The 15,601-nt window shown below is 47.2% G+C and carries 20 protein-coding genes; all 20 read left to right on the top strand.

Translation table 11 applies throughout. From position 1 onward, the window contains the following. Positions 1 to 300 (top strand): DUF5675 family protein (locus BR06_RS20595; protein ID WP_034603181.1); only part of this gene is annotated, 300 nt, incomplete at its 5' end. Positions 301 to 302: 2 nt separating this feature from the next. Continuing rightward, positions 303 to 890, top strand: coding sequence for a hypothetical protein (locus BR06_RS0118420; RefSeq protein ID WP_031484434.1), 588 nt, complete (start codon positions 303 to 305; stop codon positions 888 to 890). Beyond that, positions 887 to 2,803: a portal protein gene (locus BR06_RS0118415; protein ID WP_031484432.1), complete on the top strand. Its 1,917-nt coding sequence runs from the start codon at positions 887 to 889 to the stop codon at positions 2,801 to 2,803. Before BR06_RS0118420 ends, BR06_RS0118415 begins: the two co-directional genes overlap by 4 nt. Further along, a complete protein-coding gene (gp10, locus tag BR06_RS0118410) occupies positions 2,778 to 3,098 on the top strand; it encodes a capsid staple protein (RefSeq protein WP_031484430.1) in 321 nt (106 codons plus the stop codon). Before BR06_RS0118415 ends, gp10 begins: the two co-directional genes overlap by 26 nt. Beyond that, on the top strand, positions 3,091 to 3,321 hold the full coding sequence (locus BR06_RS0118405) for a hypothetical protein (RefSeq protein ID WP_031484427.1): 231 nt from the start codon (positions 3,091 to 3,093) through the stop codon (positions 3,319 to 3,321). The genes gp10 and BR06_RS0118405 overlap by 8 nt, the downstream gene beginning before the upstream one ends. Before the next feature lie 9 nt (positions 3,322 to 3,330). Continuing rightward, the gene (locus BR06_RS0118400; RefSeq protein ID WP_031484426.1) at positions 3,331 to 4,284 is read left to right on the top strand and encodes a hypothetical protein; all 954 of its coding nucleotides are present in this window, start codon (positions 3,331 to 3,333) and stop codon (positions 4,282 to 4,284) included. Between the two features lie 9 nt (positions 4,285 to 4,293). After that, a complete protein-coding gene (locus BR06_RS0118395) occupies positions 4,294 to 5,307 on the top strand; it encodes a N4-gp56 family major capsid protein (RefSeq protein WP_031484423.1) in 1,014 nt (337 codons plus the stop codon). A 14-nt stretch (positions 5,308 to 5,321) separates the two neighbouring features. After that, the gene (locus tag BR06_RS19995; RefSeq protein ID WP_031484421.1) at positions 5,322 to 5,834 is read left to right on the top strand and encodes a hypothetical protein; all 513 of its coding nucleotides are present in this window, start codon (positions 5,322 to 5,324) and stop codon (positions 5,832 to 5,834) included. Continuing rightward, the gene (locus BR06_RS0118380; RefSeq protein ID WP_031484420.1) at positions 5,834 to 6,490 is read left to right on the top strand and encodes a phage adaptor protein; all 657 of its coding nucleotides are present in this window, start codon (positions 5,834 to 5,836) and stop codon (positions 6,488 to 6,490) included. Before BR06_RS19995 ends, BR06_RS0118380 begins: the two co-directional genes overlap by 1 nt. Next, entirely contained in the window at positions 6,483 to 7,112 is a 630-nt protein-coding gene (locus tag BR06_RS0118375; RefSeq protein ID WP_031484418.1) for a hypothetical protein, read from the top strand. Before BR06_RS0118380 ends, BR06_RS0118375 begins: the two co-directional genes overlap by 8 nt. A gap of 11 nt (positions 7,113 to 7,123) precedes the next feature. Then, the gene (locus tag BR06_RS0118370; protein ID WP_031484417.1) at positions 7,124 to 7,585 is read left to right on the top strand and encodes a phage tail fiber protein; all 462 of its coding nucleotides are present in this window, start codon (positions 7,124 to 7,126) and stop codon (positions 7,583 to 7,585) included. A gap of 2 nt (positions 7,586 to 7,587) precedes the next feature. Next, complete coding sequence (locus tag BR06_RS0118365; protein ID WP_031484415.1) at positions 7,588 to 7,890, top strand: hypothetical protein; 303 nt, start codon at positions 7,588 to 7,590, stop codon at positions 7,888 to 7,890. Beyond that, on the top strand, positions 7,887 to 10,280 hold the full coding sequence (locus tag BR06_RS0118360; RefSeq protein WP_031485697.1) for a LamG domain-containing protein: 2,394 nt from the start codon (positions 7,887 to 7,889) through the stop codon (positions 10,278 to 10,280). Before BR06_RS0118365 ends, BR06_RS0118360 begins: the two co-directional genes overlap by 4 nt. Then, on the top strand, positions 10,281 to 10,496 hold the full coding sequence (locus BR06_RS0118355) for a hypothetical protein (RefSeq protein WP_031484412.1): 216 nt from the start codon (positions 10,281 to 10,283) through the stop codon (positions 10,494 to 10,496). Positions 10,497 to 10,498: 2 nt separating this feature from the next. Further along, a complete protein-coding gene (locus BR06_RS0118350) occupies positions 10,499 to 12,205 on the top strand; it encodes a hypothetical protein (RefSeq protein WP_031485694.1) in 1,707 nt (568 codons plus the stop codon). After that, complete coding sequence (locus BR06_RS0118345; protein WP_031485692.1) at positions 12,202 to 12,393, top strand: hypothetical protein; 192 nt, start codon at positions 12,202 to 12,204, stop codon at positions 12,391 to 12,393. Before BR06_RS0118350 ends, BR06_RS0118345 begins: the two co-directional genes overlap by 4 nt. Further along, on the top strand, positions 12,390 to 12,839 hold the full coding sequence (locus BR06_RS0118340; protein WP_031485690.1) for a hypothetical protein: 450 nt from the start codon (positions 12,390 to 12,392) through the stop codon (positions 12,837 to 12,839). Before BR06_RS0118345 ends, BR06_RS0118340 begins: the two co-directional genes overlap by 4 nt. 80 nt (positions 12,840 to 12,919) lie before the next feature. Beyond that, positions 12,920 to 13,561, top strand: a complete 642-nt coding sequence (locus tag BR06_RS0118335) for a hypothetical protein (protein ID WP_031485687.1) — start codon at positions 12,920 to 12,922, stop codon at positions 13,559 to 13,561. Between the two features lie 9 nt (positions 13,562 to 13,570). Next, positions 13,571 to 14,041, top strand: coding sequence for a hypothetical protein (locus BR06_RS19440; protein ID WP_034603179.1), 471 nt, complete (start codon positions 13,571 to 13,573; stop codon positions 14,039 to 14,041). Between the two features lie 9 nt (positions 14,042 to 14,050). Continuing rightward, on the top strand, positions 14,051 to 15,601 hold the full coding sequence (locus BR06_RS0118325; RefSeq protein ID WP_031485684.1) for a hypothetical protein: 1,551 nt from the start codon (positions 14,051 to 14,053) through the stop codon (positions 15,599 to 15,601).

Genomic DNA, 15,601 nt, shown 5'->3' with positions numbered 1-15,601 from the left:
ATTTCCTGCATTCCAATCGGTATTTATAAACTCATCCTTCGTTGGTCAGATCACTGGAAAAGCTATGTTTACCAGTTTGTCCGTGTGCCTGATCGCTCAGCGGTGCAGGTTCACTGGGGCAATGTTGCAGGTGAAAAATCTAAGGGCTTCAAATCTCATTCTAAGGGTTGTGTGCTTTTAGGCTCAGTGGTTTGTCAGATCTGGGGCCAGCTCGCTGTCGGTAATTCCAAAAACACTTTTCGCAAATTTCTGGCCGCTACCTATGGCCGGGATCTGTTGCTCGAAATTCGGGAGGCTTAGTCATGGCTGATGCAGGACTGTTTGATATTATCGGTTCATCCTTGCTGGGTATCGGAACCGGCGGCATAGCGACCATCGCTCAAAACATTTTTGGCGGTATTTCCGGTTGGATCACTGAATGGCAGAAGCGCAAAACAATTGAGCTTCAGCACAAGCAAGAAATGGTGATGGCGGATAAGCAGATTGAAGTCATGCGTGTTGAAGGCGAAGTCGCTGTTCAGCAAGCGCGTGAAGAACGGGCCATGACTGAAACCATAATCGACGGCCAGAATTACCAGCAATCCTTGCTGCATGACAGCGCAACCTATTCTCGGGGCAAAGAGAAGACTTGGGCAGATTTTCTGCTGGTTGTTGCGGACTTTGTGCGGGGCATCACGCGCCCAACTATGACCGTATTTCTATGCTGGATAACATGGTCTACATATCAACATTTCACAGGCTACTTGGCCGAATCCAATGTGCTGGTTAGCAGCGATACAGCAAATGAGATGGTTCGTTACATCGTCATGAATACCGTTTTCATGTCCAGTTCTGCTGTGGGTTGGTGGTTCTCTTCCAGACCTTCGAACAAGGCTAAGGCTGCGGCATGAGCCAGAGTTTAGGAACGTTCCTTAAAGGTCTGTTTACCAAGGCCGAAGCCGCTAGAAAGGATAAAGAAGCGGTTTGGGCCTTGGATTACTTGCAGGAAAAGGGCGAGTACAGTCCGAAAGAGATGGAGAAAATCAAGCGTAGCAAAATGTTTGTTCCGGCTACCAGAGTCAAAATGACAACGGTTCGTTCGCAGCTTATGGATTTGCTTTTTCCTTCTTCCGGTGAACGCAACTGGGGACTTAAGCCTTCACCAAATCCGGAACTTCATCCAACGGTTATTGAGAACTATCGTAATCAGGCTTTGCAGAATGGTCAGGAACTTTCAGATGATGACATTGAATCCTTTGTTGAGAAGCAGGCAAAAGCATCCTCCGATGCAATGAGTAATGAGATTGCTGACCAGCTGGTTGGTAGTGGCGATCGTCAGTCATACCTTTCGGTTTGTAAGAGCGTAATCAATCAGAAGCTTAAATATGGAACCGGAATCCTAAAAGGGCCGCTTGTCCGTGAAGAATTCAGAGATGGGTACATTATCGATGAGGATGGGACGTGGACGCTTGAGAAGTCGCAGGTAAAAGAGCTGCGCCCGTTTTATGAAGCTGTTTCAGTCTGGAATATCTACCCTGATCCAAATGCTACGGATGCTCTGAGCTGTGAATATGTGATTCAGGATCACGTCTATAATCGTCAGGAAGTGCGCGATTTAAATGATTACCCAGGCTTTAAAGCTAAGGTCATAAGCCAGTATCTTCGCGATAATCCCGATGGCGATCTGGATGCAAAATCTTCATACCGTATCAGAAACGATAAAACTGGATCCGGCCGCAAGATCGAGAACCGTTACCGTGTGTATGAATTCTGGGGAACTCTCAGCGGTGAACAGTTGCAGAGTGCGGGAGTCGAAATTCCCGAAGAGGATCTTGCAGAAATTTTCCCAGCCAATATCTGGATGATTGGCGACAAAGTTATCAAAGCGGTCATTAATCCGCTTGAAGGCGCAACTATTCCTTACCAGTTCGATTACTTTGTAGAAGACGAAGATTCTATATGGGGTGACGGATTGCCTACTTTGCTACGCCACCCTCAGAAAGCTCTCAATTCATCCATGCGGATGTTGATTGATAATGCTGCTGTTTCCTGCGGTCCTCAAGCTGCGGTTAATGCTTCTGCCTTCATGCAGGGCGAAGACTTCCGCGACATTCATGCTTTCAAAGTCTGGCCTTTCAAATCCATCGAAGATGCCCGTAACGCGGTCCATTTCTGGTCAATGCCTTCTTATACGAATGAGCTGCTTGGTCTTGTGCGTGTTTTCAACGACATGGTTGATGATATGTCTGTTCCCCGTTTTATGTCCGGTGACGGTTCCCAGATGAGCGGAGCCGGCAAAACTGCGCGTGGCCTTTCCATGCTTATCGGAGCAGCGCACCAGATTTTAAAGGATCTGGTCAAATCATTTGATGAAAACATCACCCGTCCGTTTTTCCGCAAAATGTATTTCTGGAACATGCAGTTCAATGAACGCAGGGATATCAAGGGCGACTTTGAAATCATTGCTACAGGCTCCTCGGTGCTCATGGCCAAAGAGGTTCAGCTTGAAAGGATGCAGTCCATTCTAGCCATCACCGACAATCCCAGATTCGAGGGCTGGGTGGATGATGAGCGTCTTATCAAAGAAATTTTCAGCAATCTTGAATTGCCCGAAGGCATTCTCAGAAACACTAAGGAACGAGAAAGCTGGGAAAAGGAAAATGCCATGCAATCAGCCAGAGCAAACATAGGTGCGCTTGTTGAAGAGATGCAGAAGCAAGGCATGGATGTTCCGCAGGGATTGCTTCAAACGCTTCAGCAACAAGTTGGGCAGGTGATGCCCGAACAGGGAGGGCAGAATGAAGCTAGTGGATTTGCGGCGTAAGCCGACCAAAGAAAAACCGGATTCGAAACCGGTTGCTGTTTCCGAAGACGATTTTCCATATGGGCTGAGGATTCATCTTGAAGACGAATCTGTCACCAAGCTTGGGCTGAAGGTCAAGGACATCAAGGTCGGCTCAACTATCAAGCTTCAAGCCGAAGCTTATGTGTGCGGGATAAGTGCTCAACCGGATGGCAAAGGAAAAAGGATTGAATTGCAGCTCGTGAAGATGGGTATCGGTTCGGATGGAAGTTTTGAAGATGGCTTTAAAGAGGGATCGGAGAGTGAAGATGGATAGCCGTGAAGTTCTTGCTGAGCTGAATGAGCTTGGGACCGGTAAATCTATCCGGCTGATTAAACAATTTTTAGAGCTGAAAATTTTAGAGGAAAAGGACTCCCTTGTAACGGCTGCTGTGGACAAGGTTCCGCAGACTCAGGGCAAAATTCAAGGGTTGCAGGAAATTTTAGATGATCTGACTCCGGTTCCGGAAACTGGAAAGAGTCAAGACGCATATTCGTAGGAGGAAGTGATGGGAAGCGAAGATCTACACGCAAAGGATGAAGTAGTTGAACAGGACGAAACAACAGAGTCGGAAGAATTTGAGCAAGGTTTCACGGAAGCTGAATCTGCTTCTGAATCTTTGAATGATGATTCTGAAAACGACCTTGATGATGGGCATGACGGTGATGCCCAGTCAGAAGAAATGGACGACGATGATACGTCCGCTTCAGACCAGAGCTTATCCGAAGAGGATGAATCCGGCAGTGTGCAGGATTCTGCGGACACAGGCGATGAAACTTCCGAAGGTGATTCTCTGGCTGAAGGGCGCGATGTTCTTGACCGCTACTTCAATGATCAAACGGGAACTGCTGGTGGCGAAGATCCGCAAACACTAGCTCTGGTCGATCCTGATGAAGATATAGCTGATGATGTGAAGGATATCCTGCGGGTTAATCCTGATTATGAAAAGATCCTTTTGGAGGATTCCGATCAGGGAAAACGAATTAGAGCGAACCTGCATGAATTCGGAGCTGAAGCAGCTGTTCCTATGCTGGAGTCTATTTGGCAGTCGCAGGAAGTTTCAGCAAGGATTGATGCCGTTACTCGCAGCCATGAGCAGGATGAACGCAAGAATCACTTTGCGAAAGTAGGCAAGGCTCATCCTGATTATATGGAACTTGTCGCTGATCCTGCAAAGAAAGAGGAACTCGGGAAGTTCACTAGTAACGTTACCAGTTGGATTGAAACTCTTCCTTACAAAGAAGCACAACTGGCTTTTAAAGTAACAAAATCCGGCAGTGCTTCAGAAGTGTCCGAACTGTTGACCAAGTATAAAAAAGCAACTTCCGGAAAGGTGGATAAGGTTGATCGGAATAAAGCCGCAGCCGTTATTGCCGTTCCCGGTAAACGTAAAGGCTCGCCGCCATCAAAGCCGGATTCTAATGATTTCGGTGCTGGTTTTGATGATGCAGCTGATAAGTAGGAGATCAAAATGGCTTTAACTGAATATGGAGATATCAGCCCCAGAACTGCTGGTTTTGCAGTACCTGGATTTTTGGAAAGGGCTTCACATTTTAATATTTTCGGTATGTTCGGGCAGTCTCTTAAAATGCCTCAGAACAAAGGGCAGACCATTAAATGGCGTAAATATAATGCGCTTGCTCCAGCTCTTACTCCGATTGTTGAAGGTGTTACCCCTGCCGGTAAAAAGCTGAGCAAGACAGACGTTACCGCTGTTTTGAAACAGTACGGTGATTATATCGAACTCACTGATGTAATCGAAGATACTCACGAGGATCCAGTCCTTAGTGAGTCCATGGATATTCTCGGTGAACAGGCTGGAGTTACTCTTGATATGGTTTTGGAAGGAATCCTCAGAGGCGGAACAAATGTAATTTATTCCGGTGGAACTGCTCGAAACGCTGTCGTCAAGCCAATTACTAAAGGGATGCAGCGTCTGGCTACTCGCGCACTTAAAAAGCAGAGAGCCGGAAAGATCACCAAGGTTCTTAGTTCCACCGTCCATTACGGAACAAAACCCGTTGCCGCTTCATATATTGGGATCACTCATTCTGATTGTGAATCTGACATTCGGGATTTGCCAGGATTTGTTCCTGTTGAAGAATACGGCCAGCTCACTCCTTATGAAAACGAAATCGGCAAGGTGGAAGATACCCGCTATGTGGTTTCCACTTCCATTGAACCTATTGTCGATGCCGGGGGCTTAAAAGGAGCTTCAGGCAGTGACATGCTTTCTGAATCCGGTACAAACGCTGACGTATATCCCATCTATATCATTGGAACCAATGCCTACGGTGATGTTGCTCTAAAGGGCAAAGATTCCATTGTTCCGAAAGTCGTTAATCCAAAGACTCCAAGTAAAAGCGATAAGCTGGGCCAGCGCGGTCACGTAGGTTGGATTACCTATTACACCGGCGCAATTTTGAATGACGCCTGGATGATTCGCCTTGAAGTGGCAGTAACAGAAACACCGTCTGACAGTTAAGAGGAATGAATATCATGGCTGGTAAAAATGAAAGTGAAAATTTGGCAAAAGAGGCTACTAGTGCGAAGGCGCAAGAGACTCCCGTTAATTCTGAAGCCGATGATCTGAAAAAGCAACTTGCTGAAGCAAAAGCCGCATTGAAAACTGCTGATGAAGAAAAGGTAAAACTCGAAGGCGATCTTGATCTGGAAAAGAAAGCGCGTGAAGACGCAGAAGCTGAAAACCGCAAACTTGATGACCACGTTGCCAAGCTCGAAGGCTCCGAAATGGAACGCCAGAAAGCGGAAGAAAAAGTGAAGATCGTCATTGCGGAAGGTGAAGGCTCAGAAGGACGGGATGATGTCTTTGTCGGTGTGCAGGGTATTTCATATCAAATTAAGCGTGGCGTTGAGGTGAAAGTACCCAAATCCGTTTACAAGGTTCTGACTGATTCTGCCTCAACTGTTTATGAAGAAAGCGGTGACGGAGAAGATATCGAATATACTGCCCGTCCAGTTCCCCGTTTCAATATAAAGGTTGTGGAATAATGATTGCCGGCGAAGCTGTTAGAGATATTCGCATAGCTCTGCACGACCCTGACTGTGTGCGCTTTAGTGATGATGTGTTGCTACTGCATCTCACTCGCGCACAGCGTCAGGTCGTTATGATTCGGCCTGATTCAAACTCTTGCGTAGAGCGTGTGAAGTTGGAAGCGAATTCAACTAAACAGGAAGTTCCTGACCAGGGCCGGTTTATCGGTCTGGTCAGGAACGTAAAAGCGGATGGCTCTCCTGGAACTGCAATTACGTCCGTTGATCGTTCTTCGCTGGATGATTCAAATCTGCTCTGGCACATGGATCCACCTTCCGAAATTATCGACAACTACGCTTTTGAAGAGAAAGTGCCGACTGTCTACTGGGTAACGCCGCCACCTGCTGAGAATGTTCGGGTTGAACTCGAATATTCACGCAGGCCCGGTCCGCTTACTCACGGTGAACAGGACATGGAGTTGTCGGATATCTTCCTTGGGCCCATCGTAAATTACGTTCTCTATCTGTGTTTGGCTGTTAACAGCACTTCACCAACTAACTGGCAGAAGGGCATGGATAATCTACGTCAGATGTACGTTTCTCTTGGTGAAGAAGCCAAGGCGCGTCTACTCATGAGTCCAAACGCAAGCAAGCAGGGTGGCGGCAATGGTTAAATTGCTTACTGTCGGCTGGCGTGAATTTTTGCCACTGGCTCAACCTGCCCTGTCTCGCTGTCCAGTTCCTCAAATCATTTCAGAGCTCAGGAATTCAGCAATCAAATACTGCAAGCAAACGCGAGTCTGGAGACATGTTTCAGACCTGATGGATGTCTACAACGGTGAGTGCCGCTATGTGTTTGTGACTCCTCCTGATGCAACTGTAGCTGATACTTTAGAAGTCCGTTTCAACGATTATTCACTGCTTGAAATGGATGACAGAATTGTACGCGATGAACCCGGTGTACCCGGCTACTATCAAATTGAAGAACCGGGTTTTGTCCGTCTGATTCCATGTCCGCGTGAAGATGCAACCGCCATGCTCCAAACTGTGAATGCTCTTGCTCCGTCTGTTACGGCCGCAACCTGTCCGAAGTTTCTTTTAGAGACTCACGGACTGGCCATTGCTGCGGGAGCCAAAGCCGAACTCATGCTTGTTCCCGATAAAGGGTGGTCAGATCCGGCCAGATCGCAGGTTGAACAGCGCAAGTTCGATGGAGCTATGGCTGAGATTAGAGTCAAAGAAATGCGTGGCGGAACCAATAAAAAGCTTGAGATGCGCAGTGGAAATTACTTTTAAGGAGAGGTTTAATGGATACCTGTAAGTCAACTTATCTGAAAGACAAACTGGCTGGTCATGTTCTCAAAGGGGTTGTTTATCAGCCTCCTGAAAAGGTCTATCTGGCTCTTTTTTGTTCTGGAATTATCGAGACAGATTCCGAAGCTGTGAAACTTCAAAAGAACGGGGCTATTCTGGCCGCTCTGCGTATGGGCGATCTGGTCGGAGCTAAGGAACTTTCGTTTGATTCAAACTACGAACGGCAGCAGATCATTTTCGGAACTGAACCAGTTAACGGCAAGCTTCTAAACAGTGATGAAATCCGCTTCCCTCAATTCACTGATGATGCCGGTTTTGTCTCGCATTTCGCTGTCATGGATTCGTTCTCTGATGGCAATGTTTTGTATTTTGGGCAGTTGGAGCTGGGCCGCCTTGTTTACATGGGTGACACCTTCCATGTGCGTCTTGAAACCCTTTCTATTGAGGACGGTTAGTTTTGATTCTGTCTGGATGCATAGGCGGCCATGGTGTTGCTGAGTTCAGTTTCGGGGGTGGTTTCTGCCATTTTGAAGCTGAAGGTTCGGGCAAGGCTATGAGTCGTTCAACTACAGAACTTACAGGATCACTTGAACTTTTTGATACTGGTCATTGTGAAAGTGAATCATCCATTTCAACGCAGTCCGTCCATACTCTGATGAAGATCGGAGATATTTATTCTGTCAGTTCTGCTTTCTCAGATTCGCTGGTTAAGCGGCAGGGGATCGGGCCGGCAATTACTTTTGAGGGGAAGAGTTTATGATAAGTCTTAAAAATCTGGCGGAGAGTTTCATCACTTCCGCTATCTCGGATACAGCAACGGAAATCACGATTCCCGCCGATCATGCTGATCTGTTTCCAAGCTTGCTTGCTGGCGATCATTTTAGATGTGCGCTGGTGAATCCTGCAACGAGTGCGGTTGAATGGATTAACGTGACGGCTCGTAACGGGAACGTGCTGACTGTCTCCCGTGGCGAAGAGTCCGTTACTGCTATGCCGTTCCCTGTAGAAAGCCGTATCCATTTAAGGATGACCGCTGCGACTTGGGAAGAGATGGCCAGTGAATGCTGGATGCGTCCCAAGGATCAGAGCGGAGAAGCCGTGATTCCGCAGTTTATTGATTCGACTCATTTTTCAGTAGCCGGTGATTACACGGACTTTTTCAAAACAAACAGAGCAATCAAATCTTACCCGAACTTGTCAGTCGGTTTTGTAGAATCTGCCATTTTCGCGGATGATAAGACCACTGTAAAAGTAATTGAAATGGTTGTGCCGGATCCGCTCAGTCACATTGAAGCAGGTCTTGATCCGGACGCACTGGCCAAACGTACTCTCTCAAATGAAGAACTGCTCGGGTACATGACTCCGGTTCCCGTAATTACAATGGAAGCTTTAGAAGTGGATGGCGGAACATTGGTACATGGAACAATCAGCCATCCTGTTGCCGGTAATGCATATCCGGATTTAACTGAATTTCAATTTTCTCTGCCGGATAATGTCACTGACTTTGCGCTTACTGGTCTTAGTTTTCAATTACGTGTGCCTATTGTTATGGAGGAAAATTCCCCGCAAGCGATCGGGCCTATTTCCTGCCGCGCTGCTCAAATGTCCCTGATTCTGTCGGATCATTCTGATTTGATTACTTTATCAGCCCGTTACGTGGGGATCAGCGCAGGCGTTACTTTGGCTTATGCCGATACTCAGGAAGGTTACCCAGGTGCGGATGTAAATGCTGATGGTGCGAAGCTTCCGGCTTGCACTGTTGGACTGAATAATCCCAGCGGTAAATCTATTTTAAGTGGTAGGCCGGAGTTTGAGATTACGGGTGCAGAATTAACGGTTCTTGAAGGGACAACGAAGGATGTTTTGAAGACTTCTAAGGAGATATTTCAAAATGATGAGATCGTTACCGACCAGGGTGAAAGTGTAATCGGGGCAGTGACAACTGAAGAAGGTGTGGTTTTTAATCCTTGGGCTTCATTTAAATTAGAAGATACTGGTGAGCTTGGAGCAACTATCACGGATTCGTCTAGTAACGGTAGGGACTTAACAGTCACAGGTACTTCCGGGCACACTCCGTCAGTTTACATAGTCGAAGATGGAATGAATGGAATACTGTGGAACAACTGTATGGTTGGATATCAGGACGGCAGTTATGCTTCTATTCCATTTGGTACAGGGCGGCCAATAAGCTTTTGTTGTTACTTAAAAGATATCTATGCTGTTGATGTGGGAAACACATACAACTTCTTTGCTGGGTTTGAGGGGGCTGGTGGATACATTGCAAGAATGGGAATAGCTAAAGCCGTTGATCATTATAACTTTGGTATATGGACAAACACACTCTCTAATAACTCTCAGGGACCGGATCTACCGCTTAATACTTTTGATACACCAAGGCATGTCGCAGTTGTTATAGATGGCACTGATATCAAAATCTATCTGGGTGGTGTGTTGAACTCAACAAAGGTAGATGCTGCAACATTGTCGGACTATACACTCCAGAACTTTCACCTTGGTGGAGACAATCTTGCCAACTATCCCTTCAATGGAAAGATGTTTGAGCCAATCTTATTTGACAGGGCACTGACCGCAGAGGAAGTGCTTGATGTTATGTCATGGACGAATCCTACATTTTCCGCACCTATCAGTTTGCCCCTAGCTCCAGTAAAGGCGTTCAAAAAGTCAGTCGTAGGCGCAACTATTGCGATCGGTGCAACAGATGAAATTCTCAGCAAAGAAACCCCTCTAACTTTGGGTGTGGGATCTACAACCTCGTCCATCGTTCTGACTTCCGACACTTCGATCAAAGACAAGATCTACACTGACGGTTCCATACATAAAAACATTAAGTGTGACGGGCAGGTCGTTGCCGTTGCAAGTGTCATCGAAGCGGTAGTTGAGTCGAAATTCATAACTACCGTAACCCTTACTACACCACTCGCTCAAATTCCGACAGAAGTCGCTCTTTCAGATTGCTTCTCCATTCCTTCCGCAATTGAATCCTACGCCATAAACGGTTCAGCCTTAAAGTTCACAGGAACCAAGGTTGATATATCTGATCCTGCTGCAAAGCGTCTGGCCTTGAAAGTAGTAGGGGCTGATTCTCTGCGTGTAAAAGCTACCAAGATTTATGCCGAGGAGGGTGTTTAAATGCCAGTTGTTAAAGTTGACGATCAGCCGGGCGGAGCTGCGCTCTGGGAAGAAGTTGCTGCACGTCCTGCTTCCGAATTTGATCTCAGTCTAGTCAGTGAAGATTCAAGGGAAGCTCTTCGTAACGCTACTACTCTTGAAGAATTTAAAATAGCATCCCTGACAATTCAGTATGGGCGCGAAGCAGCCTTAACTCTTCTCGGGCTGACAGAGTAAACATGTTTGAAGTTACTGTCTTTTCCGGCATGAAGCCTGCCCTTGCTTCTCACCTCCTGGAGCCTGGGCAGGCTGAAACTGCTGTAAACTGTCTGCTTGAATCCGGCGAGATTCGTCCTCTTGGCGGCTTGCTGAAAGTGGACAGCATACAGGGCGCGGCAGGTACTATTTACCGTTATCAGGACAAGTGGCTGTCATGGGTTGGCCGTGTGATCCTGCGTGACGGTCCCATTGCTGGTGATCAGAAAGAACGGGTTTACGGCACTGATGATGAGGGCGCGTTTCTGTTTTGCAACAGTGATGAACTTGAAAACAATACCCTCAAAAATCGCTATTCTCTGGGTGTTCCATCTCCGGATTCTGTTCCCTTAGTAACCGTTTCCGGTACTGGCGTTGAAGAGTCGGATATCGTTTCCCGTGTTTATGTGTACACGCTCGTTTCCGATCTGGGAGAAGAGGGGCCACCGTCCGCTCCATCTGCTGTTGTGGACGTTCAGGAAGGGCAGACAGTCAATGTTTCGGGGTTGAACAACGTCGCAGAAGGTTTTCGGCCTATATCGCTGATACGGATTTATCGGACTGTTGCAGGGACTGAAACATCTGAATTCCATTTTGTAAAAGAGCTTGAAGCGGGAACCGTAAGCTTTGCGGATTCCGTACCTGATTCGGATACTGCCGAAGTTATGGTTTCACGGTACTGGGAACCGGCTCCGCAAAAGCTTCAGGGGCTGACTTCTCTGCCGGGCAACATGTTTGCAGGATTCAAAGGGAACGAAATTTTCTTGTCAGAGCCGGGCTATCCTCACGCTTGGCCTGATGCATATGGCATGTCTGTTCCTCATGAGATTGTGGCCATGGAATCAACTGGAAACACGCTGGTGATTCTCACTCGTGCAAATGTCCATACCATCACAGTTGATGATCCTTCTCTGTCGGTTCCGAACTGTTTGGACGGCTATCTTCCCTGCACTTCCGCAGCTGGAGTTGTGGCGTCTCCTTTCGGTGTAATTTTTCCAAGTCTCAACGGGCTGTATCTGGTTCAACCGGGCAGTGTTCCTCAAAACATCACCGCTGGAATTTTCACGGAAAAAGACTGGAGAGCGTTAAAGCCGGATTCCTTTAACGGAGTCTGGCATGCCGGGCAGTATATCTGTTTCCATGAACCGGGCGCGGGGTTTGTTTTCGATCCTATATCAAAGCTCCTAACCAAGCTCGGATTCCATTGCACCGCTCTGACAGTTGAGCCGGAAGGAAGGCTTCTTCACGTTGCATATCCGGCAGGAACACAGACCATAATCAGCCAATGGGATGGTTCTGATTTTTCTTTGAGAAGTGAATGGGTGTCCGGTGAAATGCGGACTAAGGAGCCAGTAAACATGGAGGCCGGGATTGTTTTGGCTGACTACGCCAATGCGCCGGATGATAGCTTTCTTAAACAACCACTTGAACTTTCTTGCGTAGGGTCTGACATGGCCGGAGCTGTTTGTTTGGGCGGTGATTCAAACAGTTTCTACAGGGTTCAGCGTAAAGGTGAAGTATATTTCATTCTGATTGCTGACGGTAAGCAAGTGTTTGAAGGTCGGATTAAAACAGACCGTCCATTCATCCTTCCAGCTGGATATGTGGCAACCCGTTTTCAGATGGGAATAGTCAGTGATATTCCGATTTCCAAGGTGGATATAGACCCTGCAATGGGGGATCTTTTATGAAGCTGCCAATGCTTCCTGCTGTTCATGCAGGCAATATTATGCATTTTCTGAATCAGCTCCGGACTGTGTTGAAGCTCCGTTTATACGGAATTCCAAACCCTATGCACCGTGTGGTGACCTTTAATGATCTGGTTGAACTGGGACTTGTCTCCGAGGATGAGGCCCGTAAGCAGGCGGTGAAAAGATGAATCCAAAGTTTAGACTTATTCCATATTTAGAGTGGGATGGCATCCGTTCATTCCCGGATAGTTACATCAAAGATCTTTTTGAACGGATCGAAGTAGAAGGCCACGCTGATACCGTTTTTTATGAAGAAAAAATTCATAGCGCGGATGGGTTTGTGAAGGTCTTAAAGGATGCAGTTGCGTGGATTGTTGTGCAGGACGAAATAGCAGTTGGTTTGGTTTGGCTGGACCGTCATGAAGGGCGTTTTGCCCGCATGCACTGGGTTGTTTTTGAAGCCTGTCCCCGTCGTGATCTTATTGAATTGGGGCGATTCACATACAATGAAATTTTGAACATGAAGAACAATGCCGGTGAGTATATTTATGACATGTTGCTGGGTTACACCCCGATCAGAAACAAGTCAGCAGTCAAGTTTGTAATGCGTTGCGGAGGGCAACTCTGTGGCTAAATTCCAAATGGTGCTTGGATAGCGAAGGAAGGCAGAAGCGAGCCTGTGGCAGTTCTATCGATAACAAGAGAGATGATGTCATGAAGATTTATACAAAAGTTGTGATTGATATGGCGACTGGTGAAGTCGAACACGAAGAGTCCTTTGAATATAACGGACCTGTTGCCCTTTGCGGTGGAAGTGGCGGAGGCGGCAGTGATTCAATTGATGAAAAGTACAATGATCGCATGGCTACTATTTACGAAGCGCAACAGGGTATGGCCGAAGACTATTTTGATTTCTGGAAGTCTGATTATCAGCCCATGGAAAAAGAGCAGATTGCCGCTAACCGCAAATTGATTCCACACCAGACTGCACTTGCGGAAGAGCAAATCACTTCAAGCAGAGAGCTTCTACCACTCCAGACTGAAGCCAGCAAAAAACAACTGAATGTGCGTCAAGATTTTATGGATGAAGCTCAGAAGGGCGTTGATGTTAATAGCCGTGTTTCACAGGCAGAAGCTGACGTTAAACAGGGATACGGCCTTGCAGGAATGCAGGCTCAGCGCAATTACTCGCGGACTGGTCAAAATGTGAACTCTGGTCATTTTGCAGGAATGCAGAAGGATCTTGCTCTTTCGCAAGCTAAGTCTGTTGCCGGAGCCAGGACCAAAGCACGTAGAACAGCAAAAGATGAAAATTTTAATCGTTTGAAGTCTGCCGCTTCATTCGGAATGGCATAGGAGGTCATTATGGGTATGGGAATGTTTAATGTCGATAATCCAGGTGATCGCGCCATGGCAGGAATGCAGGGTGCATCAAATACTGCTGCCATGATGAGCAGAAAAACTCCGACTCCAGGCAAGCCTGAAAAGACCGGCGGAGGTGCGGCTATGTCCACTTTTTCCGGTGGAATGATGGGAATATCAGCCGTGCAAGGCATGACTGAGGCCGGAATTATTGGTGCATCGACTGCTGGAGCAACTACAGCTGCCGCCGCAGGAACAGGGGCCGCCGTAGCAGGTGGAACCGCTGCTGCTGCCGGGACTGCTGCTGCGGCCGGAACAGCTGCCGCTGGTGCAACCGCCGCCGGAGCAACTGCCGCTGCTGGTGCTACAGCCGCAGGAACGATAGGCGGAGCCGCCGCCGCAGGTTCAATGGCTGGTCCGATTGGGCTTGGTGTAGGGGCTGCTGTTGGCCTTGGTATGTATTTATTCGGATAGGAGATTGTCATGAGTGGATTTGGAATGGCGGGAGACGAATACGCAGGTCAGCTTGTCGGGGCAATGGGTTCATTAACTGGTATGATGAATGATTATACTGATGGCCAGCAAACGGATCGGGCATTTAATTCTTTGGCTTCGGGTAATGGAATGCCGAAGAACGTAAGTCAAAGAAGTCAGAGTAAAGCCTATGCAATGCATCGTGAACGTGAGGCGGCAGAACAGTCGCAATTCAATAAGTCTGTTCGGCTGGAAACAGAGCGGCTTGTTGGCGAATTGCAAACTAATAATTGGGACTTTGATGCCGTTAAAGCTCCTACAACCTTGGCCGGAATTTCTGCGTTTGGTCATGCCGCAGATGTGGCCACTAAATTTCAAGACGGCAAAGAAGCTCTGCGTAAAAAGCGTATGGGTAGAATCGATAAAGAGTATCAGGATTTTCGAAAGGTAGGCGGGGATGCACTTAAGTCTTTAGACGAAGGCAACTTTGACGGGGCAGTTATCGATATGAAAAGAGCTTCTGAAATGGCTCCCATGCCCTATCGCCTTACAGATTTTGATCAGCGTTCTAAAACATACGGCATTGAATTTCGTTCTGATAAAGAGGGCGGCTGGACTGGCACAGGCAGGCGGCTGACCGTAGGGCAAACCGGGGATGCAATCAGAGAGTTTTTATCCGGCGAAAAGGTAGCTCTTGACGGTAAAGCTTATAACCCTGTTTTTGCTGGAGCAGCTGACCGTTACATGGAAGCTACTCGCCAGGGAAATGCTGAAGTGATGAAAGATCCTTCAAAGTGGATCCCGCTGGTTAATAAGCAAGGGCATCTCGTTCACGCAGTGCCGCAGAACAGTCCCGATTATTCGCAGGGCGTTCAATACGTAGTGCTTGATGAAGATAACGGCAGTACTTCAATTGTTGATTCATTAGATAAGCTACCCGGCTATGTTCGCACTTCAGTTGATCTGCGCGAAAAACGTGCAGGACTTGCCAAGACCGGGGCGGATATTGCTCATACCGAAGCTCAAACTGGTAAAGTTTATGCTGATACAGGTAAAAGTCGTGCTGATACTCGAAAAACTGATGCTGATACTCAGAAGACTTTAGCGGAAACTCAAGGGCTTCCAGATAAGCAAGCGCGTGAGAAAGTTGGTGATATGCGAAAAGCTCTAGGTGATGCGCTTAAGCCGTTCCATTTGAAAGGAACTACTCTTCTAGATTTAGATACAGGTGAATTTACCAGTGAGGGTAATAACGCTTTTAACGATGCATCAAAGTTAGTCGATGACTACAAAGGTGGACAGTGGGTTCCTAAATCCCAAACTGACAAGGCCAGACTGAAATCCGCATGGCAGGCAATTGAAATATATGAGCAGGTTTTGAAAGCTGGTTCTGATTTTGTTCCGGCTGAAGATCCAGAACAGCGCAAGCAGGTTGATGAAGTTAAGTTGCTTATTAAACAGCACGGAATTCAAGGTGCTCGTAGGATTCTTGAAAGTAAGTCTGAGATCAGATCTAAACAGATTCCCGCTGGAGTAAGCCAACAGGGTTATGGTGGTTAA

The sequence above is a fragment of the Maridesulfovibrio frigidus DSM 17176 genome (assembly GCF_000711735.1).
In the GTDB taxonomy this organism is placed as follows: domain Bacteria; phylum Desulfobacterota; class Desulfovibrionia; order Desulfovibrionales; family Desulfovibrionaceae; genus Maridesulfovibrio; species Maridesulfovibrio frigidus.
This window is presented reverse-complemented; position numbering and strand designations above follow the sequence as displayed.